We start from the raw sequence: 24,178 nt of genomic DNA, 5'->3' as shown, positions 1-24,178 counted from the left end.
TCCGCCTGCACGGCGTCGTGGAGAGCCAAGCTGGTGTTTCAGGAGACGGCCGTCTGCTGCTCGCCGGTGGCGGCGACTGCTATTGTTGCGAGTGCCGAGCGGACGGACGACGGCGAGGATGCTCTGGAAAGCGCGCAGGTGGCCGGATTGAGGGAGCCGACCCGGATCGACTGCCCACCGCGCGCATTGGCAAGGGCGAACATCGACTCATCCGTCAGGTCATCGCCGATGGCGATCGGCAATCTTCCGGCAAAGCCCGGCTCCTCCAGATAGGAGGCGACAGCTTCGCCCTTGTCCGCGCGGGCGGGACGAATTTCGAAAACCATCTTGCCCGGCTGAAGCACCCAGTCCGGCCCGGCCTCCTCCGCGACATCCTGCATGAGCTTTTCGAGCGCTGTATTGTAGGCGGGCGCCAGCCGGTAATGCGCCGCAACCGCTGCGCCCTTGTCCTCGATCAGCACACCCTCCATCCAGGCGGTCTGATCGACGAGACGCTGCTTCAATCGCATGAAAGCGGGCGTTGCGGACACTATGGCCGTCTTGCCGTCGGCGCTTCGTAATTCCGCGCCATGCAAACCGGCGATTGGAAAGCGGAACGGCGCAAACAACCGGTCGGCGTAGGGCAGGCTGCGCCCCGTGACGAGCGCGAGGGCTCCACCCAGCCGGGCGGACACCGCATTGAGATCGCGCGGCAGCGACAGGGGAACCTGAATGTCATCCGGCCGCGCTGCCAGATCGAGCAGCGTCCCGTCTATGTCCAGAAAAAGCGCCCAGCGGTCCGGCTCGTCGGTGAGACGTCGGATAAGATGACGGATTGCGGCATCCGACGGCCGCAACTTTTCCTGCTCGCTCATCGACCAGCAAGTAGATCGCTGTCGCCGACCGGCAAGCCCCAACAGGAACAACTTTTTATCCGCTGCATTGTGTTCTCGCATTTCTCGCATGGGCAAGGAGCCGGCATGGGCAAGCAGAAAACGAAGCCGAAACCGACACAAGACAACGACCCGCCCGTCACGCACGGCGCCGATGACCTGCCCACCGTGACCGTGACAAGCTACAATCTGGAACTGCGCAACAAGGACGGATTTATCGGCGACCGCGCCAACAAATCCGCCTTCCGCGACACCATCCAGGCGTGGAGAAAGCGCGTCCGTGAAGGCGGCGACGATCCGCTGGGTGCGGTTTTGACCGACGAGCTTTCCAAGAAGGAAATCGACAAGCTGCTTGAGGAGCAGGGGAGCGAAGCGGCAACCCTCGTGCGTGCCGCAATCGATGATTTCGCAAAGGAATTGGCCGCCATTCTCATGCGCTACCTCAAGGAGGACACGTGGCAGGAAACACGCAGGATCGTCGTCGGAGGCGGTTTTAGCGACAGCAAGGCCGGTGCATTGGCGATCGCCCGCGCGGGGCTGCAGCTCAAGGCGGAAGGCCTGAAGGTCGAACTGGTGGCGATCTCGCACCATCCCAACGAAGCCGGGCTGGTTGGCGCGGTCCACCTCATTCCCGCCTGGATGCTCAAGGGGCATGACGCGATCCTCGCCGTCGATATCGGCGGAACCAATATCCGCGCCGGCGTCGTCAAGCTCAACCTCGACGACAAGCCGGACTTTTCGCGCGCAAAAGTCTGGAGTTCCCGGCTGTGGCGCCATGCCGACGACGAGCCCCGGCGCACAGCGACCATCGAACACCTCGTCAGGATGATCGAGGCCCTTATCGCCAAGGCCGAGAAGGCGAAGCTCGCGATCGCCCCGGTGATCGGCATCGGCTGCCCCGGCATCATCGCAGCCGACGGGTCCATCGCACGCGGCGGGCAGAACCTTCCCGGGGGAAACTGGGAAAGCACGCACTTCAACCTGCCGGAAGCGCTTCGCAAGGCAATCCCGCGGATTCTCGATCAACCGACCTTCGTCATCATGCACAACGACGCCGTCGTGCAGGGATTGTCGGAGGCCCCGCGCATGGCCGACGTGCCGGGCTGGGCCGCTGTCACGATCGGGACGGGGTTGGGCAATGCGAGTTACGTCAACAAGCCGGGCGGCTAGACGATCCCAGTCGCCCTGCCGACATGGCCGTTCAAGGCGCGCACGGCCAGGGCAATCCTCTCGGCCACGAACACCGCGTGTTCGGTCACCTGGGGCAGGCCCATGAGTTCGCCGAACGTCCCGCGCGCCAGCGGCCCCGCCACGTAGAGCGTTTGCGCGGTCTCGCCATCGGTCCGCACGACGCGACTATTGTGGTCGACCGCAACTCCAAGGCCCGCAGGGTCGGCTTGCAACAGGCCAGCGGCGGCAAGCCCCGCAAAAAGCGGCTGGCTCGAGAGGATGGAGCGATGGTCCGGCCCGGTCGTCACGACCACCGCGTCGTATCGGCCTTCAAAGGTTCCCAAACCGTGGCGCCGCCGGAACGTTGCGGCGATTTCATCATTCTCCACCGCGCAACGCACCTCGCGGACCGACGCGGCGTGAAAGGCGAGCGTGCCCTCGGCCACACGCCGGTCGATTGCGCCCTCGACCTGCGGCGCGATGCGGAACCGGTGCACATCCCAATAGGGGCGCAGAAAACGAACGAGGCGCCGGCGTTCGACGGGCGGCAGGGCGCGCCAGATTTCGCCGCCCTGTGCCCGCAACCGGTCGAAGACCGCATGCCAGGTCACGCCCGCGGCGTGCGCCTCTGCAAGAGTATTGCGGATACGTCGAAGCAGGACGCGCGCAGAGCGTGCTGGCGGAGTGACGAACTCGCCGAACGGATCCTGCGGGGCGAGGTTGTGCCCGCGCGAGCGCAGACCACGGCGCGAGACGGCTGTGATTGGTCCCTGATGGTCGGCCGCATCGAGGGCTGCGATGACATCGGCGGCGGTAAGGCCGGCGCCCAGCACGAGAACACGATCCTGCGGCCGGATTTTTGACAATGCGCCAGGCACAGTGGCGTCCGCTATGTAACGCGGGTGCCCGGCAAGCGCGTGGTCGAGGACGGCCGGCGCGGCCGGGCTCGGATGCGTTGTCGCCAGAATCATCACGTCCGCCGTGAGCCGGGACCCGTCATCGGCGTCGATATGCCAGCCGCCGCCCCGGGCCGGGATCGCCGCCTCGGCCCGGATTCGGCGATGCTCGATCCTCCCTGCGGCGATGAACGGCTGAAGCTGGGCGGCAACGTAGCGGCCGAAGGCCGACCGGCGGGCGAAGACATGGCCATCTGTGGTGTTTGCCTGCGGATCGTCCGCCAGTGCTCCCGTTTCCACGAGCCAGCGCTGAAAATGCTCGTCATCATCAGGCACGAGCGTCATGCGGGCGGCAGGCACGTTGATACGGTGGACCGGATCGTCCGTGCCATAAGCGAGGCCGGCGCCGAGCGTCGCCCTTGGCTCGTACACGACGATCCGCGCCGCATCGGCAGCAAGCCTCCCGGCGAGGTGGTAGGCAAGGGCCGCACCGGTAAAACCACCGCCGATAATTGCCACGACAGGGCGGTCCAAACTGTCGTTCGAAGCCACCAAACCCAGCGGGGGCGTCACCTCGTCTGTGGCGATGGTCAACGCATCCTTCCTTCCAGCGAGCCTATCAAGCGCCGACCGATTTCAAGGTCGGCACGGCCTCAGCTTCGCGACGCTTCACGGCCTCGATATCGCGATAGCCATCGGCAGGGTGGGTCTTGGGAAGATACGCCCCCTCGCCGAAGAGTTTTTCACGCAGGGTGCCCGGCTTGTAGGCGGTGGGGTAAGCGCCGCGCTTCTGCAATTCCGGCACGATATGTGCGACAATATCCTCGAAACTGTCCGGCGTCACGGCATATGCGAGGTTGAAGCCGTCGACATCCGTATCCGCCACCCACTCCTGAAGGATATCGGCAATGCGTTCCGGCGAGCCGACGAAGACCGGTCCCATGCCGCCGATGCCACCGAACTGGGCGAGTTCGTCGATCGTCCAGGACTTGTCACCGCCGGCGATGTGCTCGACGAAGGAATGGATGGCATTGGTCTCGATCTTTTCGACGATATCGGTCGGGGCATATTGCCCGAAGTCGATACCGCTCCAGCCGGACATGAAGGTGAGCGAGCCGTCGTAGGAGACGTAGCTCTTGTAGTCCTCGAACTTCTTCTGCGCCTTTTCCTCCGTCTCGTCGGTGATGACGGTGACGAGGGTGTAGATGAAAACCTTCTTCGGATCGCGCCCGGCCGCGGCGATGCGCTGGCGGATATCGGCGACATAGGCCTTCAGGACGGATTTCGTCGGCGCCGCGACGAAGATGCACTCGGCATGAGCCGCAGCGAAAGCCTTGCCCGGGCCCGACGCACCGGCCTGATAGAGCACCGGCGTGCGCTGCGGCGACGGCTCGGTGAGACCATAACCCGGCACCTCGAAGAATTTGCCCTTGTGGGCGATCTCATGGACTTTTTCCGGGTGCGTGAAGATGCGTTTTTCGCCATCCCGGACCACGGCGCCCTCCTCCCAGGAGCCTTCCAGCAGCTTGTAAAGCACCTCGACATATTCGGCGGCGACCTCGTAGCGGTTGTCGTGCCCGCGAAGGCCGCCCTGCCCGACATTCTTCGCGCCACTCTCCAGATAGGAGGTAACGATGTTCCAGCCGACACGGCCTTTTGAATGGTGATCGGCGGTCGCAAGACGCCGGGCAAAGGTATAGGGGTGCTCGAACGAGGTGGAAGCGGTAATGCCGATGCCGAGATGTTCGGTGGCGAGCGCGATGGGCGCCGCCAGTTGCAAGGGATCGTTCACCGGAAGCTGCGCCGCCTGATGGATGGCATGGTAGTTCGAACCCTTGTAGACATCGTAGTACCCGACGACGTCAGCAATGAAGATACCGTCGAAGACGCCACGCTCCAATGTGCGGGCAAGATCCTGCCAATAATCCAGATCCTTGTATTTCCACGATTTGTCGCGCGGATGCGCCCAGAGGCCGGGGGACTGATGACCCACGCAATTCATGTCGAAGGCGTTGAAACGGATAGGGCGCGTCATGGCGATCTCCAGCGTGTTGAGGATGCCGTGCGGCATCAAATCCTGATGGAGAATAAGGCTTCAGACATCTAAATACAGAAATTCTATCTTTTATATATAGTAATTTCAGGAAAGGCTTTCTCGTTGCCGGTCGGTGGGGCTCGGGAACCAAGGCGGCCCATCCAGCCGTTCTTTTGGACAAAAAAGACCGCGATCCCGAAGGATCGCGGTCAGGTGACCACCCCCACCACGAGGGTTGGATTTCAGAGCGCGCCGTTGCGCGGCGGAATGATGCCGTTGAGGTGATAATTGCCCACCACATGATATTTCCAGCGCACCGGGTCGTGCAGCGTATGGGTGCGGGCGTTGCGCCAGTGGCGTTCGAGATTGAGGCCGCGTTTCGTGGCCGAGGTGCCCGCGAGCTCGAAGAGCACGTTGGTGGCGTCGATCGCAAGCTCCGTCGTCAACACCTTGGCGGCGGCGACGGCCAAGGTGGCGGCAACCGAATTCTCCTCGTTGAGATTGACCTGCGCCAGATCGACCTTGCGCCCTGCCCGCTCCAGCGTCGCCTCCGCCGCCTCGATACGGATGGCGAGTTCTCCGATGCGGGCAATGGTCAACGGATCGTCCGCCGCGCGCTCCACGCCGCTATCCGTCCAGGGGCGCGCCCTGTCGCGCACATAGCCGATGGTCTCTCTCAGCGCCGCCCGCGCGATGCCGAGATCGACGCCCGCATGGATGATCTGACCGACCGAACCGATCGTCCCGGGACGCTCAAAACCCTTCTGGTGCGCGACCACCGCATCGGCCGGCACATAGACGTCGGTCAGAATGGTCGTGCCGCTGCCCGTCGTGCGCTGGCCGAAGCCGTCCCAGTCGTCGACGATCTCGATGCCTTCCGTCTCGCGCGGCAAGAAGGACATGGTCAGCCGCCCCGCGTCGTCCAGCGCAAAAATCACCACCCAATGGGCAAAGAGCACGCCTGTCGAATAGAATTTTCGGCCGTTGATGCGGAAGCCCGGGCCATCCGGCGTGATGCGGGTGTTGTAGTCGCCGACGGTCTTCGTTCCGACCTCGGACAGCGCGTTGCCGAACCGATCGCCGGCGAGCGCCCGGCCGAAATAGAAGCGCTTCTGCGCCTCGCTGCCGTCGTGACGGAGCGCCTCCAGAATATAGAAATGGTTCTGCGGGATCTGGCCAATCGAGCTGTCGGCCTCGGACAGGATCGCCGTCACCTCGGCCAGCACCGCATTGGACACGTCGATGCCGCCATATTCGGCGGGCACCGTGATGGCGAGCAGACCGGAGGCAGACAGGCGATCGAGCTCGGCATGGGGAAGCGCCCGCTCATAGTCGCGTCGGCTGGCGCCGCCGACGAACTCATCGGCGAGTTGGCGGGCGACGGCGAGCGCTTCTTCCTCGCTTGCGATGCGGCCGGCCGTCTCTGGTGGTTGCACGAGCGTCGTGACGCTGCTCATGGTCTTTCCTTTCGCGAAGGGATCAGGCCTTGGCCGGCTTTTCCAGAAGATGCAGCAGGTCCGGGTGGTGTTTCGCCGCGACATCCGGATGGGAGCGCAGGCGGCTCTTGAGGTGATTGATGCCGACTTCGCGGAAGATCGGGTTGAGCGGGTCGACCGTCACGCCACGCTCGCCGCGCTTCAGCGCCTCCGGCAGAGGAATGACCGGGATCGTCGCGTCGTAGCGCGCGCCGAGGAAGAAGGCGACGGAGAAGCGCTCCGTCCCGGCCGGCGGGGTGACGACGTCATGAACGTCCGCGCGGACAAACCCGTTCGTCGCCAGTTCCAGCAGCTCCCCGCTGTTGATGATGAAAGTGCCCGGCACTGGCGGCGCCTCGATCCAGACACCGTCTTCCGTGCGGATGCGAAGGCCGGGGGTCGTATCCTGCAGGAGCACGGTGACGAAACCGCCATCCTTGTGCGCGCCGACGCCCTGATCGCTGCCGGCAGCTTCGCGGCCGGGGTAGCGGATGATCTTCAGCAGTTGCGAGGGCGACGGTTCGTAAATATCGGCGAAGGCGTTTTCCGGCTGACCGAGCGCGAGCGCAATGGCTTTCAGGACGTCGATGCCGATGCGGGTGACTTCCGCCTGATAACGAAGCAGCAGCGGCTTCAGTTCCGGCAGGGCTTCGGGCCACTGGTTGGGGCCGTAAAGCCGGTTCCATGGCGTCTCCGGCCCGGCGTCGAAAGGCGCCCCTCCGTGTTGATGTCGAGCTGCTCGCGCCAGTCCTGTTCGCCTCGGGTGCGCTCGTAACCGGCACGGTTATAGCCACGGAAATGCGGCGACTTCACCATCTCGATCGAAAGCTTGTCGGCTTCCGGCAGGGCGAAGAAGCGCTTCGATGCCGCCACCACATCATCGATCAGGCTTTGCGGCACGCCGTGGCCGGTGAGATAGAAGAAACCGTGATCGTGCAGAACGCGGGTCAGTTCTTTGACGAAGCCGTCACGCTCCACGGCGTCGCCGTAAAAACGCGAAAAGTCGATCGTCGGAAGATGCGTGGGTTTGGTGTGGATGGTCATGTCATGCTCCTCGAATACATAGTTTGGGCCCGCGCCCTGTCCGTCTGCGGCTGCCCGTGCGCCACGGTCGAAGCCGGTAATCTCGATCGTCGGCGCTTTAAGACAAAGGACCCTCGCGCTTGGATTTGGCGGCGAGAGTAGCGTTTGGCCGCACGGAATACAGAAATTCTATCTTTTTTATAGATTATAAGGCGGAATGGTGTTTCTTTTTGCTTGAGACCCGTGCACGCCCCTCCTCCCGAAGAAAACCCCGGCGCGGGGAGGGAGCGCCGGGGTTAAACGCCGACCGAAGCCCTGGCCGTTTTCAGGCCAGCGCGATTGCGCGCTCCAGATCGGCGATCAGGTCTTCCGGATGTTCCAGGCCGATGGAAAGCCGCACGTAACCGGGCGTGACACCCGTCGCCAACTGGTCTTCCAGCGAGAGCTGCGAGTGGGTCGTCGTCGAGGGGTGGATCGCCAGCGAGCGGGCGTCGCCGATATTGGCGAGGTGGTAGAAGAGCTGGAGGGAATCGATGAACCGGCGCCCCGCCTCGCGCCCACCTTTCAGCTCGAAGCCGACCAGCGCGCCGAAATAACCGGGCTTGAGGTATTTTTCCGCCCGCGCTTTGGCGTTCCCATCCTGGTATTTCGGGAAGATCACCCGCTCCACCTTGGCTTGGCCCTTCAGGTATTCCGCGACCTTCGCGGCATTCTCGTTGTGCTGGCGCAGGCGCAGCGGCAGCGTCTCGAGGCCCTGGATGAACTGGAATGCGTTCTGCGGGCTGATTGCCGCACCGAGGTCGCGCAGCAGCACCGCGCGCGCCCGCAGGATGTAGGGATGGAAGGCGATCGTGGCGGCCTTCTCGATCCAGGTTTTGCCCTGATAGCTCGGGTCCGGCTCGTTGAGGTTCGGCTGGCGCTCGGCATGGTCTGCCCAGGGGAATGTGCCACTGTCGACGATCGCGCCGCCGATCGAGGTGCCGTGACCGCCGATATATTTCGTCGTCGAGTAGACGACGATTGCCGCGCCGTGTTCCAGCGGCCGAATGATCAGCGGTGCTGCCGTGTTGTCGACGATCAGCGGAATGCCATGACGCCGGCCGATGGCAGCAACCTCGGCGATCGGGAAGACCTCCAGCTTCGGATTCGGCAGCGATTCCGCGTAATAGGCACGGGTCCGATCGTCCGTCGCCTTCTCGAAGGCGTCCGGGTCCGATGCGTCGACGAAGCGGGTTTCGATACCGAAGCTTTTCAGCGTGGCGGCAAAGAGTGCCCAGGTGCCGCCATAGAGCCCGGCGGCGCTGACGATGTTGTCGCCCGTACGGGCCACGTTGAGGATCGCGAAGGCGGACGCCGCCTGGCCGGAAGCAAGCGCCAGAGCCGCCGCGCCGCCTTCAAGTTCCGCGAGGCGCTGCTCGAAGGCATCCTGCGTCGGGTTCGAGACACGGGTGTAAAGATGGCCCGGGGCTTCGAGCGCAAAGAGCTTGTCGGCACCGTCCGTGCCGGGCAGTTGGAACGAACTCGTCTGATAGATCGGCACGGCCACCGCGCCGCTGGTCGGATCGAAGCGGAAGCTTCCGCCGTGCAACGCGATTGTCTCGGGATGCCGGCTCTTGAACGTGGCGGAGCCGACCGGCGGATGCACGGTGTCCTGCTCGGCAATCTCCGGGGATTGGTGGATCGTCATGACGTTTCTCCTTGAATGGTGCGTGTTCAGGCGCGGGAGGGACGGGCGGACAGAAGCACGCCCGCGACGAGGATGGCGGCAGCTGCCCAGAACGCTTCCGGCGCGTACCAGCGGATGCCGTAGAGGTGGTCGTTGGTGCAGAGGGCCTGGGCGAGCGAACACAGGTCGGTTGCCCCCGCGATGCACGTGACGGCCTGGCCGACGGTCAGGTAGTCGTTCTCGACGACCTTGCTAAAGATCAGCCACCACCAGCCGAGCGCGATGAGGGCAGAGACGGCGCCGGCGATGGCAACCGCCGGGTAGCTGGCGCGGACGCTAGACGTCATGCGATATCCCCAGCGTTTCCAGCAAGGAGGCGCGCAGCGCGATGAGTTTGGCATCGTCCCGCCGGCGCGGATGGGGCTGATCGACACGCAGTTCCGCAACGATCGAGGCTGGCCGATCCGAAAGAACGATCACCCGGTCAGCGAGTAGCAACGCTTCCTCGACATCGTGCGTCACCAGCAGCGCGGTAAAGCCGGCGCTTTTCCAGAGATCGAGAAGCTCCTTCTGCATTCTCAGCCGCGTCAGCGAGTCGAGCTTGCCGAACGGCTCGTCGAGCAGCAGCAGCTTCGGATCGTTGACGAGGGCGCGGGCAAGGGCTGCGCGCTGCGCCATGCCGCCCGAAAGCTGGTGCGGATAGAAATCGGCAAAGCCGTCGAGCTTCACCAGCTTCAGCACTTCGTCGATACGGTACTCCCGCTCGCAGATGAGCCCGCGGGCTTCAAGGCCGATCGCCACATTGGCCCGCACGGTGCGCCACGGAAACAGCGTCGCATCCTGGAAGACGAGGATGCGGTCGGGGTTTGGTCCAAGGATCGGCTGACCGTCCTCGCTCACGCTTCCCGCGGTCGGCGCCTCCAGCCCGGCAGCAAGGCGCAGCAGCGTGGACTTGCCGCAGCCCGAGGGGCCAAGCAGGGCGACGAATTCACCCGGCTCGATGGCGAGGCTCACATTGTCGAGGACCTCGAGTGTTTTGTCATCGAGATCGTAGCGATGGGAAACGCCTTCAAAATCAAGGGCGATACTGCCAGCGACACTGGCTTCTGCGAAGGCAACGGACATCTAGAGGATTCCCTTCTGCCAGCCGAGCAGGCGATCGCGCGCCACAAAGAGCAGGCGCACGAGGCCGGCGCAGATCAGCGCCATGATGATCAGGGCAGCGTAAACATTGGCGTAGGCCGAATAGGCCGTGTTGAACTGCAGGTACCAGCCAAGGCCGAATTTTGCGCCGAGCATTTCCGCCACGACGAGAACGGCGAAGGAGTAGTAGAGCCCCATGAAGATGCCGACGAAAACGTTCGGCAGTGCCGCCGGGATGGCCACCTTGAAGATGAGGAAGCGGTTGTCCGCCCCGAGCGTGCGGGCGACATCGTAGAAGGAACGGTTCACCTGGCTGACGCCGGCCGCGGTGAGGATTGCCACGGGGATGCCGGAGGCCAGCGCCACGAGGAAGATCGAGGCGTGGAACGTCGACGGGAAGATGAAGAAGGTGCAGGGTATCCAGGCGCTCGCCGGCACGGGGCCGATGAGTTTCAGGAGCGGCATGCCCCAATAGGCGAACCGTTTCGACCAGCCGAGCGCCACGCCGCCGGCAAAACCGACGAAGATGCCTGAAAAGAAACCGAGCCCCCACAGCCGGCCGGTATAGGCGATGCAGATCAGCAGCCGATCCCAATCCGTCATGTAGACGTGCAGCAAGCCCTCTGGCGGGGAAAAGAAGGGCTTTGGCAACCAGCCAAGCTTGGCCGTCAGCACCTCCCAGGCGGCGAGCCAGAGGCCGAGTACGATGAACCAGGGTCCGTAGTGTACGAGCGTGCGGCCGGTGCTGCCGAGGCGATGGACGGTCACCGAAAGCGCCAGAAAGATCAGCGCACCGACAAGGGTGACCGCCGCAAAAGGCCCCGTCGCGCCCCAGGTTATGACATCGGGCAGCCCGTAGGTCAGCGCCGAGGCAAGAAGCCAGGTGCCGGCTGCGAGCAACCCGTTTCGCCAGATCCCGGCCAGAGGCAGGGTGACGGATTGCCGCCCTGTCCCGCTAAATGTTTCTTCTATCGCCGCGCTCATCGGATCACGCGAAGATGTCGATGGTGATGCGGTTGGCGATCTCCTCGGGATCGGTGGCGGCGTCGATGACCCCCGTCAGCTTGAGATCCTCGTAACCGATCCGCACTTCCTTCAGGAGCTCCTTGCCGAACCAATGATCATGGTAGGTGAAGGAGGCGAGAACCTCGGTCAGGTCTTCCAGCGGCAGGCCGGGCCTCAGCGTGTCGAAATACCATTTCGCCACCTCGTCCGGATGCTTGGAGGTGTATTGATGGATTTCGAGGTTGGCGGCCGCCACGCGCTTGATGGCGTCCTTGTTGGCCTCGTAATAATCGCCGTTGACGCCGAGCACACAGCAGACGCGATCCTGGAACGTGCCGGTCTGGGTATCGGCGACGCGACGGAAACCGTGTTGCTTCTCATAGGAATAGGCCCAGGGGTCCATGTGCGCGACGGCATCCGCCTCGCCCTTCAGCACGCCCTCGGCAACGAGATCGAACGGGAAAACCTTCCAGGTGACGTCGGTTTCCGGGTTGAGGCCCGCCTTGGCAAGCGCCACCGAGAAGGCGACACGCGACGGCGACATGACATCGAAGGTGCCGATCGTCTTGCCTTTCAGGTCGGTCAGCGTCTTGATGTCCGAGTCCGGCTTAACGAGCACGCTCTGGCAACCGCCATGCGAGCCGGCAAAGAGCCGCACGTCGAAGCCCTGCTCGATCGGCTTCAGCCAATCGTAAAGGAGGCCGGGGCCGGCTTCCGCCTTGCGGGTGGCAAGCGCCTGGATGAGCGTCTGCCCGCTTGCGCCCTGATAGAAGAGTTCGACATCGAGCCCGTGTTTGGCATAAATCCCCTTGGACAGGCCGAAGCCGACGGGGGAATGGCAGGCCGCGACCTCGGTCCATTCCAGTTTGATCGGAATGAGGTTTCCGGCGATCGCATAGCGCGTCGACCGCGCGCCGATTACCCCTGCGGCCGCGGCAGCAGCCGTCACACCGGCTGCCTTGATGAGGCCACGGCGCGAAAGGCCCCTGGCGCGTTTGGTTTCGGATTGCTGGCTCATCGAATGTCCCCTGACGAGTTGATGCAATCAGCCTATCAGGAATGCATATTGTTTATAGATTTTATGGATTATATCTTGCGGCAAGTGGAGAATATTCTTTCATAGGGAAGCGGCCGATTGGATCGACCTCCTCACGTCGCCGCTGCAAGGCCTTTGCGCATGCGCGGCCAGATGCACTTGTCAGGGGCGGCAAATCCGGCGACCTTGATCCACCAAAGCCGTTGAACCCTCTTGCCGCAAAGGGAGACGTCCATGATTACAGGCGCTCAGTGCCGGGCCGCGCGCGCACTCGTCGAATACAGCCGGGAGCGTCTTGCAACGGCCTCTGGTATCGACATTGGAACGATCGAGAGCTTCGAGAGCAAGCTCGGCAAGCCGGATGACACAAGCATCGCGACATTGCAGTCTACGCTGGAGACCGCCGGAGCCGCATTCCTGCCGGATGGAAAACATGGCGGAATCGGCGTGCGGCTGAAATTCAACCGCTCCGAAACGCGGCGTATCGCAACATTGGAAGGCGAAGGCGGCCTCGTGGCGCACGACGACGTTCCGTAAACGGCGCCTATCGGCATCACCAAATCCCTGTTGAAGGCTTCCCTTCACAGGCTTGGCGGCGCCTGATCGGCGTTTGAGCGTGGCTTGCAGACGCAGCCCCTGCTTGGACGCCCTTCCTCAAAACACGATTCGCGCGTCGCCTTTTCCATCGGGCAGAGGAGACGCCGCGTTCCCGGCCACCCGCACCCCGCGGATCGAAACGGGATAGCCCCGGCGAGAAGCAATTTTCTTCGGAACCGGGTAAATTTGGGCGCCGGTTTCTTAAATACAGTAATTTTATAGATAATATAAACATATCTTCCGACGTGTGGCGAAGCCTCCTCGCGGTGGAAGCTCAGTTCTTTTGAAAATGGGGACATTTCAGTATGATGACGCACAAAACCGTCCGGCGAGCGATCCAGTCGGTGGCAGCCGCCACCTTCCTTGCCACCACCATGCTTTCGGGCTTCGCCCATGCCGGTCCGACACTCGACAAGATCAACCAGCGCGGTGCCATCAAGGTCGGCGTCGGCACCACGCCCGGCTTCTTCGCGCCGGACAGCAATGGAAAGTGGCAAGGCTTCTTCATCGATTTCGGCCGCGCCCTGTCCATCGCCGTCTTCGGCACGCCGGACAAGGTGGAGTTCACCTCCTCTTCGCCGCAGCAGCGCCTTCCCGCCCTCCAGAGCGGTGAGTTCGACATCCTGCTTTCGGGCGTGACGGTCACCACCACCCGCGCCTTCAAGCTCGGTTTCCATTTCGGCCCGACGGTCTTCTATGACGGCCAGGGCATTCTGGTGCGCAAGGATCTCGGCGTGACGAAGGCCGCCGATCTCGACGGCGCGACCATTGGCGCGCAGAGCGGCACGACGGGCGAACTCAACGTCGCCGACTTCTTCCGCAAGACCGGAAAGACGTTCACGCCGGTCACCATCGAGGACACCGGGCAGTTCATCGATGCGCTCGAATCCGGCCGCGTCGATGCGATCACGCAGGATTCCTCCGATCTCGTCGGCAAGCGTACGCAGCTGAAAAAGCCGGACGACTATATCCTCCTGCCCGAGCGCCTCTCCAAGGAACCGCTCGCCCCCGCCATTGCCGGTGGCGACGACCGTTGGCTGGAACTGGTGAACTGGACCGTGAACGCCACGATCCAGGCCGAGGAATGGGGGATCACATCGGCCAATGTCGACCAGTTCCTGGAATCGGAAGATCCCGCCATCCAGCGTTTCCTCGGCGTCGATCCGTCCTTCGGAACGGAGCTCGGGCTCGATCCGAAATGGGCCTACACCATCATCAAGACCGTCGGCAATTATGGCGAGATCTTCGATCGAAACCTGAAGCCACTCGGTTGGGAACGCGGCTATAACAGCCTGTGGACCGATGGCGGCCTGCTCTACTCTCCGCCGTTCCGTTGATGTCGGACAGACGCGTGTTTCGTACCGTCATGCCGGGCCCGTCAAGGCCCGGCATCGTCGAGAAGGTGCGCGGCTGGTGGGGCGGCTGGCCGCTTGGCCAGCTCGCCTTTCTCGCAGTGATCGCCGCACTCGGCGCCGTGTTCGTGCACAACGTGCTCGATACGATGGCGCGCATCGGCATCCTGCCCGGCTTCGGCTTCCTGTCGGGTTCCGCCAATTTCGAGATCGGCGAGAGCGCCATCGCATTTCGCGCGGGCGACACGTATCTGAGGGCGATCCTCTCGGGCCTTCTCAACACGCTGAAGGTCTCGCTGCTCGGCTGCCTGCTTGCGACGATCCTGGGTGTTGCCATCGGCATTGCCGGCCTCTCGCGCAATCTCCTGCTCTCCGGCCTCGTGCGATGGTTCATCGAGATCACCCGCAACACGCCGTTACTGCTCCAGCTTTTCTTCTGGATGTCGCTGGCAAAGGCCCTGCCCGCGCCGCGCCAGGCCTCCGCGCTGTTCGGCACAATCTTTCTCACCAGTCGCGGCGTCTACATCCCTTCAGTTTCGCTGGAGGGCGGGCCATTCGGCCTCGCCGCTGCGCTCGCATCAACCGCAATTCTCGCCGTGGCACTTCTCTTCATCCTGCGCCTCTGCCGGTCTCTCACGCGCCGCACGGGCGCCGTGGCGATAACATTGGCTTTTGCTGCAACCTTTGCCGCCCTCTTCCTGTCCGGCGCGCGGCCCGTTGCCGAGCTACCCGCGCTTTCCGGCTTCAACATCCGCGGCGGGCTCAATCTTTCGCCGGAATTCGCGGCACTCCTCACCGGCCTCGTCATAAAATTCTCCGCCCTCATCGCCGAGATCGTGCGCGCCGGCATCCAGTCGGTCGGTGGCGGCCAATGGGAAGCGGCGCGGGCGCTGGGCCTGCATGAAGGCCAGATCATCCGTCTCGTCGTGCTGCCGCAAGCGCTGCGCGTCATCACGCCCCTGACGACATCGAGCTATCTCGACCTCACCAAGGATTCGAGTCTTGCCGTCGCCATCGGCTTTCCCGATCTCGTCAGCATCATCAACACGACGGCCAATACGACCGGCCAATCCATGGAAGCCCTGATCATCCTGATCGGCACGTTCCTTACGATCAACCTGTCCCTCTCTGCCTTGATGAACGCCTACAACACCCGCGTTGCGTTACGGGGAAGTACACGATGACCGCCGCCACCCGCACCCTCGCAACGCTGCGCACCGGCCTGTTCGGCACGCGCACCAACACGCTCGTCACCGCTGCAACGCTGTTGCTGCTGTCGCAGATCCTGCCGCCGCTTTTCCGGTGGGCGGTGCTCGACGCCACGTTTACCGGCAATGCCGAAGCCTGCACGCGGGCCGGCGCCTGCTGGTCCTTTGTCGCCGCCAAGCTGCGCTTCATCCTCTTCGCCTTTTATCCACCGGACCTGCAATGGCGGCCGGTGCTCGTCATCCTGCTGCTCGCCGCGATCCTGACGGCAAGTGCCGTGCCGCGTTTCTGGGGTCGCCCGCTGCTTTTCGCCTGGCCACTGACGATCCTCGCCTGCTGGCTGTTGATGCAGGGGGCTTTTACCAGCACGCCCATCCCCTCGAACCAATGGGGCGGCCTGCCGGTGACGCTCTTCGTCTGGGCGGTCTGCTTTGCCGCCGCCACGCCGATCGCGGTTCTGCTGGCGCTCGCCCGCCGCTCGACGCTCGGGGGCCTGCGTACTTTCTCCGTTCTCTATATCGAGCTGATGCGCGGCACACCGATGGTCGGCATCCTCTATGTCGCCATGCTGATCCTGCCGATGGCGCTGCCGGACGGGCTCTCCTTCGACAAGATGCTGCGCGCCATCGTGATGGTCACGTTGTTCTGGGCGGCCTACATCGCCGAAGTCATCCGCGCCGGCCTCCAGGCCCTGCCCGCGGGCCAGACGGAAGCGGCCACCGCCCTCGGCCTCGGTTTCTGGCGCACACAGCAGCTCATCGTCCTGCCGCAGGCCTTCCGCATCGTCATCCCGGGGCTAGTCAATCTCGCCATCGGCTTTCTGCTGGCAACCTCTCTGCTTGCGGTCATCGGCATCTTCGATCTCTTGAATGCCGCCCGCGCCTCCGCTGCGGATCCGCAATGGCTCGGCTTCTACAACGAGGCCTACATCGTGGTGGCTGTCGTCTATTTCGCTATCTGCTTTGGCGCTTCGCGCTACAGCCGCTGGCTTGAGCGGCGGCTTGCGGCCGGTCGCCGTCTGTGACCGAGACCTGCCGGCACATGCCAGACGGCGACGAATAATCCCAAGGTAGCGCTCACCATGGAATGATATTCCTTACAGAAACTATAGACTTAATTATTCTGCACCCAACCGCACGTCTACCGGGCATGCGTGACCTCTCCAGACGACCGGCAGGACCCTATTCATGAGCAAAACCGACCAGCCCCTCGACTTCCTGTGGTTCATCCCGAGTTCCGGCGATGGCGCCTATCTCGGCTCGGACGCGCTGAGCCGTCCGCCGGATCCGGGCTATTTTCGCGAGATCGCCGTTGCCGTCGACCGCCTCGGCTATTCGGGCGTGCTCATCCCGGTCGGCGCGGCGTGCGAAGAATCCTTCGTCCTTGCCGCTGACCTTGCCGCCCGCACGGAGAGGCTGAAATTTTTGGTCGCCATCCGCCCCGGTACGGCGACGCCGGCTTATTATGCCCGCCTGGCCTCCACCCTCGATCGCGTCTCCAATGGACGGCTGTTGCTGAACATCGTGGTGGGCGGCAGCGCGCAGGAATTGGCCGGCGACGGCATTTTCCTGCCGCATGATGAACGCTACGACCACGCCGCCGAATTCTTCCACGTTTTCAACGAACTGATCGAGACCGGCCAATCGACGCTGGACGGCAAATACATCAAGGCCATCGACGCGCGCCTCGGCCTGCCGCCGGTGCAGCAGCCGCGCCCGCCGATCTATTTCGGTGGCTCATCGGATGCCGCGATCGACTTTGCCGGCGGCCTCGTCGACAAGTACCTGACCTGGGGAGAACCGCCGGCACAGGTGGCGGAGAAGATTGCCCATGCCCGCAAGGCCGCAGCCGCGAAGGGTCGCGAGGCGACGTTCGGCATCCGCCTGCATTTCATCGTGCGCGAAACGGACGATGAAGCCTGGGATGCCGCCGACCGGCTGATCTCGAAACTCTCCGACGAAGCCATCGCCTCGGCGCAGGAAGTCCTGACCAAGAGCTCGGACTCCGTCGGCCAGGCCCGCATGGTGGCCCTGCACAACGGCCGCCGCGACAAGCTGGAAGTGTCACCGAACCTCTGGGCCGGCATCGGGCTGGTGCGTTCGGGCGCCGGCACTGCATTGGTGGGATCGCCAAAGACGGTCGCCGCGCGGCTTCGCGAGTATCAGGCGCTCGGTATCGACACCGTGATCGCCTCCGGCTATCCGCATGTGGAAGAGGCCTACCGCGTCTCGGAACTGCTTTTCCCGGAACTCGGCCTGCCCGGTCCGCGCAACCAGTTGCGCGCGTCCTTCGGCGAACACCAGGTTTTCGGCGGCGGCGGCCATGGCGGCAATGTCAGGCTAACATCGGCGTCATAGCCCAGGTCGAGGGGCCGGGTTGGCGCTGCCGCCGCACCGGAATCCATGCTGAACGTCGCCACGCTGCGTTCAGCAGGCACGACCATGGTGGCGCTGGTACACACCGGCGCCGACGGATCGCTGTAGCCTTGGCCTACGCTGTCGTGTCCTTTGGCTCCACCGCGTCTCTCACCCATTCCTCCAACGCTTTTCGTATTGCCCGTTCCGCCGTGTCCTGACGCGTGAATGCCCACCAGGTATGGGCACCCTGCCAGATGCTGGCCATCTGCCAGCCAAGGCGCCGTCCCTCTTCCGGATCCGGCGACAGGCGCCGGCCGAGAGCGTCCGCAAGCTGCTGCCCCCAGGCCGCGCCGCGGGCGCGCAGCGTCGGGTTGCGAATATCTTCCCTCAGCAGCAACAGGCCATCCGTGGCGTCGCGTTCCGCGCTCTCCGGCGCCATGAGCCGCAGGAGGAGGGCAATCGCGCCTTCCGGTGTCGATGCCTCTTGCTCATCCGCAACCGCCGTCGCCACGTCCAGGCAGTCCCAGGCCCGCAACAGGATGGCCTGCACCAATGCATCGCGGTCGCCGTAACGCTGCACCAGGGTGGCCGCCGAAAGCCCTGCCGCTTGCGCGGCGCGGGCGAATGTCAGTCCGGCCGGACCGGTTTCCATCAAGGCGTCGAGAAGCGCGTCGAGAACCTGCGCGTCGGGGATTGTCTTGCGTCTTGCCATGGCTATATATAAATATACATTCGTTTATTATTCAAGGAGGCTTCCATGGCCCGGATCCTAGGATACATCGCCACCAGTCTCGATGGTTATATCGCCACCGCAGACGACAATCTCGATTGGCTGTTCAAATATGACAGCATGGATCTGGGTGAGCATGATTACCGCACCTTCATCAAGCGCATCCGCACGATCGTCATGGGGCGAGGCACCTATGATTTCATTGCAAACGAGCCATCCCCCTGGGCCTACGGCGAACAGCGGGTGTTCGTCGTAACCTCGCGACCCATTGACGAGCCCAAGGGACCGCTCAAGGTGCGCGGCGACGTCGACACGTTGATTGCAGAGCTTCGCGCACTGGACGACGGTGACGTGTGGATGGTGGGCGGCGGCCAGTTGCAAATGGCCTTCCTCGAGCGCAACGCGCTCGACGAGATCGAAATCTATGTCATTCCAGAAATGCTGGGAGACGGCCCCCGGCTCTTCCCGACGACCGGATTTTCAGCCAGCCCGACGCTTATCAGTGCGCAAACGCTGGATCAGGGCTGTGTGCGGCTCCACTACCGTTTCTAGATTGCCGGAGTTTGCCGAAACGCAACGAGGTCCACGAAAAGGTATAGTCGCGACGCCTCGCTCGCAGCATCAGGTTCCCCGATGCAGCGAACCTAAACTCAATAATCGATCAGCAATTGCGGATCGTCCTCAGTGCCGAAGCGGGATTGCACACCGAGCATTGCGCCGCTGCGTCGAATGATCTCGCGAACGACAGGGCCGGCCGTATAGGCGGCCAGCCGCCCGCCTCTCTCGCCCGTCAGCGGCGCGTCGACAATGGAGAGCACGACGTAACGCGGCTTATCCATCGGGAAGCCGGCAAGGAAGGCGTTGAAATTGATGTTCGTCGCATAACGACCATTGATCACCTTGTCGGCCGTACCGGTCTTTCCGCCGACGCGAAAGCCCGGAACCTGGGCACTGCGGCCAGATCCGTTCAGGCCGTTCCAGGTGAAGAGATAGCGCATGTCCGCGCTGGTTTTTTCGGCGAGAACCTGCACGGCACCGCCCGCTGCCTGTTCACGGCTGCGGGGCATGAATGTCGGAGAAATCAGGCTCCCGCCATTGAGCAGGGCCGCCGCGGCGACGGCGGTTTGCAGCGGCGTGGTGGCGGCACCGTGACCGTAGGAAATCGTCGCCGAGTTGATCTTCCGCCAGGTCCGCGGCTGCGTGGGTGTCGCGATGCCAGGCATTTCCGTATCCATCCGGGTGAGAAGCCCGAGCTTCGTCAAAAATGCCTGGTGACCCTCGATCCCCACCATATCGGCAATGGTCGCTGTTCCGATGTTGGAGGAATACTGAAACACTTCCGGGATCGAGAGGGGCCGTCTCTTTCCGCGGAAATCCTTGATGGTGAAACCGCCCATGCGGATCGGCCGCGTTGCGTCGATGACCGAATTGAGGTTGATGCTGCCGGCATCCAGCCCCATGGCAAGCGTGAAGGCCTTGAAGGTCGACCCCATCTCGAATGTCGCGTTGCTCATCCGGTTGAACCAACCCTTTTCGTATTCCTTGTCGACGCTGCCGTCTGCAAGCTGGCGCGAGGGCACGTTCGGGTCGTAATCCGGTACCGACGCCATGGCGAGAACCTCGCCGGTCTCGACATCCAGGACCACGGCGCCCGCCGCTTCGGCCTGATAATCCGTCATCGCCTTCGCCACCACGTCGCGCACGATGGCCTGGACGCGCAGATCGATCGACAGGCGCACGGGCTCAAGCGCCATCCCGCCCGTCAGGCCGGCCTCGCGAAGGGCGATGAGACCCTGCTGGTCGAGATAGCGTTCCATCCCGGCAAGGCCCATATTGTCGATATTGACGTGGCCGACGATGTGGGAGGCTATGGCGCCGCCCGGATAGAAGCGCCGTTTCTCCGGCCGGAAACCGAGGCCGGGAATGCCAAGCGCCATGATGTCCGCCTGCTGGCGCGGGGTCAGGTGACGTCGCAGCCACTGGAAGGCCGTGCCGGAGCGAAGCCTCCTGTTCGTCTCGCTCCAATCGAGGTTCGGGATGACGGTCGCCAGCTTCTCGATGGCCTCGTCCGGATCGATGATCCTGCGCGGCTCGGCATAAAGCGACACCATGTCGAGATCGGTCGCCAGCATCAGGCCGTTGCGATCGAGGATGTCCGGGCGGGAGGCCATGGCGCTGAGATCGCCCTGCAGCGATGCCGTGGCCGTGACCTCGTCAAGACCGTACTGGATGAGACGGCCACCGACTGCCAGGAAGGCAACGGCAAAAATAGCAATCAGGATACCGATCCGCTGCCGTGCGTCCTTCCGGCGGCGCCCGCTGCCGATGAAGGCGCCATTTTTGCTTTGCACGGCAAAGTGCGCACGGCTTTTCAGCCGGATGACGAGTGCGATCATTCCGAACCAACCCATGAATGGCAGGGTAAAAATCGGGCTTTTGTCTGTACCCGTACGCTGGAGCCTGCATTCGATGGTGCGGGAAGCCAATGGTTAAATTGGCACATGAGCAATTTGAGTTAAATCGATGTTAATATACAATTACAATTGTCTTGATGCTGCGAGAGGAAAATTAACCTCTTCCTCTCCGGCCTTTGCAAGTCGCATTTAGATGCGCGGCGATGCCAGGAAGGCGAGCTTGGCGGGGATCGCAAGCACCTCCATCACCCGCTTCACACGCTCCGGCGTGTAGAAGTGCTCTTCGTGCAGAATGTTCATCGTGCCCATGAAGTCATCGGCGATGAAGATCGGCAGGTTGACCACCGAGCCGCAGCCGAGCGACCAGATCTGCTCATGGTCCGGGAAGACCGTGGCAATGTCGGCGATCGTGTTGGCGACGAACGGCCGGCGCTCGACATGGACGGCATCGAACCAGTGCGTGCGGTTGATCGGCTTGCTGCCGGAGACGGGATAGCTTTCAGGGTCCGACGAATAGGAGCGGCTGGAGATTCCTTCCGCCATGTTCGCTTCCATGACCGTGAAGAGTTTGACACCAACGACGGCCTGCGTGAGCTTTTCAAGCGCAACATAGGCGGCGCCGGGGCCTTTCCCGGTGGCAATGGCGTGGTCGAACGCGGCAAGGGCTGCGGTGTGGTCGGTCGTCATGGCAATTTTCCTGGACTGTATGGTTTATGCGCTCTCCAGCGCATGGCCTTTGTTGGCGGCGAGCAGCTCGCGCGAATAGGGATCGACAAGCGTTCCCGCCTTGAGCTGCGCGACATCCGCGACCTCGACGATGCGCCCGCCCCGCATGACCGCGAGCCGGTCACAAAGGAACGAGACGACGGGCAGGTTGTGCGTCACCATGAGATAGGTGAGGCCCTGCTCGCGGCGCAGGCGCTTGAGGAGGTTGAGGATTTCGGCCTGGACGGAGACATCGAGCGCCGATGTCGGCTCGTCCAGCAGAAGGATACGCGGCTCCAGCATCAAGGCGCGGGCAATCGCCACGCGCTGGCGCTGGCCGCCGGAAAGCTGGTGCGGGAAGCGGAAACGGAAGCGCCGGTCGAGACCGACCGCTGCCATGGTTTCCTCCACACGCTTGCCCTGGTTGCCGATGCCGTGGATGTCCAGCGGTTCGGACAGGGTCGTATCGATGGTCTTACGCGGGTGCAGCGAGCCATAGGGATCCTGAAACACCATCTGGCACATTTTCGAGAAACCGCGGTCGATGCCGTGGCTGCGCGGTTTGCCGTTGACGGCGATGTCGCCCTTCCATTGCGGGGCAAGACCGGCAATGGCCTTCAGCACGGTGGATTTGCCGGAGCCGCTTTCCCCGACAAGGGCAAAACTCGCGCCCGCAGCAATGTCCAGCGTCACGCCGTGCGTGATCTGCGTATGACCATAGGAAATATCGAGATTCTTCAGCGAGATGGCGGTCATGCGGTGGCCCAGGCGCTGCGGTCGAGCACGGGAAGCTCGTCGCGGTTTTCATCGATGCGCGGCATGGCGGCGAGCAGCCCGCGCGTATAGGGGTGTTTCGTCTGCCCGAGTTCGGAGGCCTTGCACGCCTCCACCACCTCGCCGCGATACATGACGAGGATGCGGTCGCAATAGGAGGCGACGAGGTTGAGGTCGTGGCTTATCAGGATCAGCCCCATGCCCTTGCCGACGATCTGCTCGTTGATGATGTCGAGCACCTGTGCCTGCACCGAGACGTCGAGCGCCGAGGTCGGTTCGTCGGCGATGAGCAGGTCGGGTTCGGGGATCAGCATCATGGCGATCATGACGCGCTGGCCCATGCCGCCCGACACTTCGTGCGGATAGAGCTTTGCGACGCGTTCCGGATCATTGATGCGCACGGATTCCAGCATGGCGAACACACGGGCGCGGATTTCGCTGCGCGGCAGCGTCTGGTGCGTGAGCAGGGCCTCGGCGATCTGCTCGCCAATGGTCATGACCGGGTTGAGCGAGAATTTCGGATCCTGCATGACCATGGAGATGCGGGCGCCGCGGATGGCGCGCATCTGCCGCTCGCTCTGAGCCGTCAGCTCGATACCGTCGAAGGACAGCCGGTCCGCCGTGACCTTGCCGGGCGCGCGCACCAGCTTGAGGATCGAGCGGCCGGTCATCGACTTGCCCGAGCCGCTCTCGCCAACGATGCCGAGCCGTTCGCGGCCGAGCGTAAAGGAAACGCCGCGCACCACCTCCACCGGTCCCCTCGGTGTCGGGAAGCTGACGCGCAGGTTTTTCACATCGAGGAGTGCACTCATTGCTTTTCTCCCTGCTTGGGATCGAGCACATCGCGTAATCCATCCCCAAGGAAGCAGAAGCCGAGGCTGACGAGGATGATGGCAAAGCCCGGCATGGTGGCGACCCACCATTGATCGACAATGAAGGTGCGACCGCGCGAGATCATCGCGCCCCATTCCGGCAGCGGCGGCTGCGCGCCGAGCCCGATGAAGCCGAGACCGGCCGCCGTGAGGATAATGCCCGCCATGTCGAGCGTCACGCGGATGATCATCGAGGAGGTGCAGAGCGGAAGGATATGCCGTCCGATGACCCGCGTCGCGGACGCGCCCTGAAGCTGGACGGCGGCGATGAATTCCGAATTGCGGAATGTCAGCGTTTCGGCCCGCGCGATGCGCGCATAGCTCGGCCAGGCGGCGATGGCGATGGCGATGATGGCGTTCTGAATGCCCGGACCAAGCGCGGCGACGAAGGCGAGCGCCAGGATGAGCTTCGGCATCGAGAGGAAGATGTCAGTGATACCCATCAGGATGCGGTCGGTCCAGCCGCCGAAATAACCGGCAACCGCGCCGACCACCAACCCGACGGGAGCGGCAATGACTGCGACGAGCAGCACGATGGTGAGCGTGATGCGCGAACCGAAGACGACACGCGACCAGATATCGCGGCCGAGTTCGTCCGTGCCCATCCAATGGTCGGCGCTCGGCGGCAGCAGGCGCTGCGACAGGTTCTGCGCGATCGGGTCCGCCGTGGCGATCAGCGGCGCAGCAAGCGCCGTGACGATCAGCAGCGCCACGATGATCGCGCCGACGACGGCGAGCGGGTTCTTCGCGAGGGCCAGAACGATACGATAGGTTCGACCGAGCCGCGCCTGCATGCGCGAGGCGGGAGAATCGTCAAGCAGCCAGTCGGTGACGTTTGCCATGAGACTCT

Annotated in this window: 22 protein-coding genes and 1 pseudogene; 7 read left to right on the top strand and 16 right to left on the bottom strand. The window is 63.4% G+C overall.

From position 1 onward, the window contains the following. Nucleotides 1-38: 38 nt before the first annotated feature. Entirely contained in the window at nucleotides 39-854 is an 816-nt protein-coding gene (gene otsB, locus GR138_RS15240; RefSeq protein WP_160860094.1) for a trehalose-phosphatase, read from the bottom strand. A 105-nt stretch (nucleotides 855-959) separates the two neighbouring features. Here otsB and GR138_RS15235 point away from each other — a divergent pair, with 105 nt between their 5' ends. After that, on the top strand, nucleotides 960-2,042 hold the full coding sequence (locus tag GR138_RS15235; protein WP_160860093.1) for an ROK family protein: 1,083 nt from the start codon (nucleotides 960-962) through the stop codon (nucleotides 2,040-2,042). On the opposite strand, the gene GR138_RS15230 is transcribed toward GR138_RS15235, so the two are convergent. From GR138_RS15230 to GR138_RS15190, 9 genes and pseudogenes are all read right to left on the bottom strand, one after another. Beyond that, nucleotides 2,039-3,532 (bottom strand): FAD/NAD(P)-binding protein, encoded by a 1,494-nt coding sequence (locus tag GR138_RS15230; protein ID WP_246200479.1) that lies wholly within the window; start codon nucleotides 3,530-3,532, stop codon nucleotides 2,039-2,041. The genes GR138_RS15235 and GR138_RS15230 overlap by 4 nt on opposite strands. A 25-nt stretch (nucleotides 3,533-3,557) precedes the next feature. Beyond that, the gene (locus tag GR138_RS15225) at nucleotides 3,558-4,973 is read right to left on the bottom strand and encodes an LLM class flavin-dependent oxidoreductase (RefSeq protein ID WP_160860272.1); all 1,416 of its coding nucleotides are present in this window, start codon (nucleotides 4,971-4,973) and stop codon (nucleotides 3,558-3,560) included. A 242-nt stretch (nucleotides 4,974-5,215) separates the two neighbouring features. Beyond that, nucleotides 5,216-6,430: an SfnB family sulfur acquisition oxidoreductase gene (locus GR138_RS15220; protein WP_160860092.1), complete on the bottom strand. Its 1,215-nt coding sequence runs from the start codon at nucleotides 6,428-6,430 to the stop codon at nucleotides 5,216-5,218. A gap of 22 nt (nucleotides 6,431-6,452) precedes the next feature. Then, nucleotides 6,453-7,492 (bottom strand): annotated as a pseudogene (locus GR138_RS15215) (isopenicillin N synthase family dioxygenase). Between the two features lie 304 nt (nucleotides 7,493-7,796). Beyond that, on the bottom strand, nucleotides 7,797-9,158 hold the full coding sequence (locus tag GR138_RS15210) for an O-acetylhomoserine aminocarboxypropyltransferase/cysteine synthase family protein (protein ID WP_160860091.1): 1,362 nt from the start codon (nucleotides 9,156-9,158) through the stop codon (nucleotides 7,797-7,799). Between the two features lie 26 nt (nucleotides 9,159-9,184). After that, nucleotides 9,185-9,484 (bottom strand): hypothetical protein, encoded by a 300-nt coding sequence (locus tag GR138_RS15205; protein WP_160860090.1) that lies wholly within the window; start codon nucleotides 9,482-9,484, stop codon nucleotides 9,185-9,187. Then, a complete protein-coding gene (locus GR138_RS15200; RefSeq protein WP_160860089.1) occupies nucleotides 9,474-10,262 on the bottom strand; it encodes an ABC transporter ATP-binding protein in 789 nt (262 codons plus the stop codon). The genes GR138_RS15205 and GR138_RS15200 overlap by 11 nt, the downstream gene beginning before the upstream one ends. Beyond that, the gene (locus tag GR138_RS15195) at nucleotides 10,263-11,264 is read right to left on the bottom strand and encodes an ABC transporter permease (protein ID WP_160860088.1); all 1,002 of its coding nucleotides are present in this window, start codon (nucleotides 11,262-11,264) and stop codon (nucleotides 10,263-10,265) included. Nucleotides 11,265-11,268: 4 nt separating this feature from the next. Then, the gene (locus GR138_RS15190; protein WP_160860087.1) at nucleotides 11,269-12,303 is read right to left on the bottom strand and encodes an ABC transporter substrate-binding protein; all 1,035 of its coding nucleotides are present in this window, start codon (nucleotides 12,301-12,303) and stop codon (nucleotides 11,269-11,271) included. Between the two features lie 252 nt (nucleotides 12,304-12,555). Between GR138_RS15190 and GR138_RS15185 the strand changes: the two genes are divergently transcribed. The 5 genes from GR138_RS15185 to ssuD all read left to right on the top strand — a co-directional run bounded on the left by GR138_RS15185 (nucleotide 12,556) and on the right by ssuD (nucleotide 17,833). Further along, nucleotides 12,556-12,858, top strand: coding sequence for an XRE family transcriptional regulator (locus GR138_RS15185; RefSeq protein ID WP_160860086.1), 303 nt, complete (start codon nucleotides 12,556-12,558; stop codon nucleotides 12,856-12,858). Nucleotides 12,859-13,292: 434 nt separating this feature from the next. Continuing rightward, complete coding sequence (locus tag GR138_RS15180; RefSeq protein WP_246200514.1) at nucleotides 13,293-14,255, top strand: amino acid ABC transporter substrate-binding protein; 963 nt, start codon at nucleotides 13,293-13,295, stop codon at nucleotides 14,253-14,255. Between the two features lie 14 nt (nucleotides 14,256-14,269). Continuing rightward, on the top strand, nucleotides 14,270-15,454 hold the full coding sequence (locus tag GR138_RS15175; RefSeq protein WP_338091098.1) for an amino acid ABC transporter permease: 1,185 nt from the start codon (nucleotides 14,270-14,272) through the stop codon (nucleotides 15,452-15,454). Then, nucleotides 15,451-16,500 (top strand): amino acid ABC transporter permease, encoded by a 1,050-nt coding sequence (locus GR138_RS15170; RefSeq protein ID WP_160860083.1) that lies wholly within the window; start codon nucleotides 15,451-15,453, stop codon nucleotides 16,498-16,500. Before GR138_RS15175 ends, GR138_RS15170 begins: the two co-directional genes overlap by 4 nt. A gap of 163 nt (nucleotides 16,501-16,663) precedes the next feature. Then, nucleotides 16,664-17,833: an FMNH2-dependent alkanesulfonate monooxygenase gene (ssuD, locus tag GR138_RS15165; RefSeq protein WP_160860082.1), complete on the top strand. Its 1,170-nt coding sequence runs from the start codon at nucleotides 16,664-16,666 to the stop codon at nucleotides 17,831-17,833. Nucleotides 17,834-17,966: 133 nt separating this feature from the next. On the opposite strand, the gene GR138_RS15160 is transcribed toward ssuD, so the two are convergent. Continuing rightward, complete coding sequence (locus GR138_RS15160) at nucleotides 17,967-18,545, bottom strand: TetR/AcrR family transcriptional regulator (RefSeq protein WP_160860081.1); 579 nt, start codon at nucleotides 18,543-18,545, stop codon at nucleotides 17,967-17,969. Nucleotides 18,546-18,590: 45 nt separating this feature from the next. On the opposite strand from GR138_RS15160, the gene GR138_RS15155 reads away from it, so the two are divergent. Then, nucleotides 18,591-19,115, top strand: coding sequence for a dihydrofolate reductase family protein (locus GR138_RS15155; RefSeq protein WP_160860080.1), 525 nt, complete (start codon nucleotides 18,591-18,593; stop codon nucleotides 19,113-19,115). Nucleotides 19,116-19,213: 98 nt separating this feature from the next. On the opposite strand, the gene GR138_RS15150 is transcribed toward GR138_RS15155, so the two are convergent. From GR138_RS15150 to GR138_RS15130, 5 genes are all read right to left on the bottom strand, one after another. Further along, nucleotides 19,214-20,959 (bottom strand): peptidoglycan D,D-transpeptidase FtsI family protein, encoded by a 1,746-nt coding sequence (locus GR138_RS15150; protein ID WP_160860079.1) that lies wholly within the window; start codon nucleotides 20,957-20,959, stop codon nucleotides 19,214-19,216. Between the two features lie 207 nt (nucleotides 20,960-21,166). Further along, on the bottom strand, nucleotides 21,167-21,664 hold the full coding sequence (locus tag GR138_RS15145) for a GAF domain-containing protein (protein WP_160860078.1): 498 nt from the start codon (nucleotides 21,662-21,664) through the stop codon (nucleotides 21,167-21,169). Between the two features lie 24 nt (nucleotides 21,665-21,688). Beyond that, entirely contained in the window at nucleotides 21,689-22,438 is a 750-nt protein-coding gene (locus GR138_RS15140) for an ABC transporter ATP-binding protein (RefSeq protein WP_160860077.1), read from the bottom strand. Next, nucleotides 22,435-23,268 (bottom strand): ABC transporter ATP-binding protein, encoded by an 834-nt coding sequence (locus GR138_RS15135; RefSeq protein WP_160860076.1) that lies wholly within the window; start codon nucleotides 23,266-23,268, stop codon nucleotides 22,435-22,437. The genes GR138_RS15140 and GR138_RS15135 overlap by 4 nt, the downstream gene beginning before the upstream one ends. Beyond that, nucleotides 23,265-24,170: an ABC transporter permease gene (locus GR138_RS15130; protein WP_160860075.1), complete on the bottom strand. Its 906-nt coding sequence runs from the start codon at nucleotides 24,168-24,170 to the stop codon at nucleotides 23,265-23,267. Before GR138_RS15130 ends, GR138_RS15135 begins: the two co-directional genes overlap by 4 nt. Nucleotides 24,171-24,178: the final 8 nt, after the last annotated feature.

It is taken from the genome of Shinella kummerowiae (genome assembly GCF_009827055.1).
In the GTDB taxonomy this organism is placed as follows: Bacteria; Pseudomonadota; Alphaproteobacteria; order Rhizobiales; family Rhizobiaceae; genus Shinella; species Shinella kummerowiae.
The sequence above is the reverse complement of the archived record's forward strand: the minus strand, read 5'-3'. Positions and strand labels throughout refer to the sequence as shown.

Bases quoted from the DNA above. Each gene is read 5' to 3' on its own strand.
- GR138_RS15140 (WP_160860077.1), bottom strand. From the start codon at position 22,438: ATGACCGCCATCTCGCTGAAGAATCTCGATATTTCCTATGGTCATACG.
- GR138_RS15180 (WP_246200514.1), top strand. From the start codon at position 13,293: ATGCTTTCGGGCTTCGCCCATGCCGGTCCGACACTCGACAAGATCAAC.
- GR138_RS15160 (WP_160860081.1), bottom strand. From the start codon at position 18,545: ATGGCAAGACGCAAGACAATCCCCGACGCGCAGGTTCTCGACGCGCTT.
- GR138_RS15195 (WP_160860088.1), bottom strand. From the start codon at position 11,264: ATGAGCGCGGCGATAGAAGAAACATTTAGCGGGACAGGGCGGCAATCC.
- GR138_RS15170 (WP_160860083.1), top strand. From the start codon at position 15,451: ATGACCGCCGCCACCCGCACCCTCGCAACGCTGCGCACCGGCCTGTTC.
- ssuD (WP_160860082.1), top strand. From the start codon at position 16,664: ATGAGCAAAACCGACCAGCCCCTCGACTTCCTGTGGTTCATCCCGAGT.
- GR138_RS15200 (WP_160860089.1), bottom strand. From the start codon at position 10,262: ATGTCCGTTGCCTTCGCAGAAGCCAGTGTCGCTGGCAGTATCGCCCTT.
- GR138_RS15185 (WP_160860086.1), top strand. From the start codon at position 12,556: ATGATTACAGGCGCTCAGTGCCGGGCCGCGCGCGCACTCGTCGAATAC.
- GR138_RS15155 (WP_160860080.1), top strand. From the start codon at position 18,591: ATGGCCCGGATCCTAGGATACATCGCCACCAGTCTCGATGGTTATATC.
- otsB (WP_160860094.1), bottom strand. From the start codon at position 854: ATGAGCGAGCAGGAAAAGTTGCGGCCGTCGGATGCCGCAATCCGTCAT.
- GR138_RS15150 (WP_160860079.1), bottom strand. From the start codon at position 20,959: ATGATCGCACTCGTCATCCGGCTGAAAAGCCGTGCGCACTTTGCCGTG.
- GR138_RS15210 (WP_160860091.1), bottom strand. From the start codon at position 9,158: ATGACGATCCACCAATCCCCGGAGATTGCCGAGCAGGACACCGTGCAT.
- GR138_RS15130 (WP_160860075.1), bottom strand. From the start codon at position 24,170: ATGGCAAACGTCACCGACTGGCTGCTTGACGATTCTCCCGCCTCGCGC.
- GR138_RS15225 (WP_160860272.1), bottom strand. From the start codon at position 4,973: ATGACGCGCCCTATCCGTTTCAACGCCTTCGACATGAATTGCGTGGGT.
- GR138_RS15145 (WP_160860078.1), bottom strand. From the start codon at position 21,664: ATGACGACCGACCACACCGCAGCCCTTGCCGCGTTCGACCACGCCATT.
- GR138_RS15205 (WP_160860090.1), bottom strand. From the start codon at position 9,484: ATGACGTCTAGCGTCCGCGCCAGCTACCCGGCGGTTGCCATCGCCGGC.
- GR138_RS15190 (WP_160860087.1), bottom strand. From the start codon at position 12,303: ATGAGCCAGCAATCCGAAACCAAACGCGCCAGGGGCCTTTCGCGCCGT.
- GR138_RS15220 (WP_160860092.1), bottom strand. From the start codon at position 6,430: ATGAGCAGCGTCACGACGCTCGTGCAACCACCAGAGACGGCCGGCCGC.
- GR138_RS15235 (WP_160860093.1), top strand. From the start codon at position 960: ATGGGCAAGCAGAAAACGAAGCCGAAACCGACACAAGACAACGACCCG.
- GR138_RS15135 (WP_160860076.1), bottom strand. From the start codon at position 23,268: ATGAGTGCACTCCTCGATGTGAAAAACCTGCGCGTCAGCTTCCCGACA.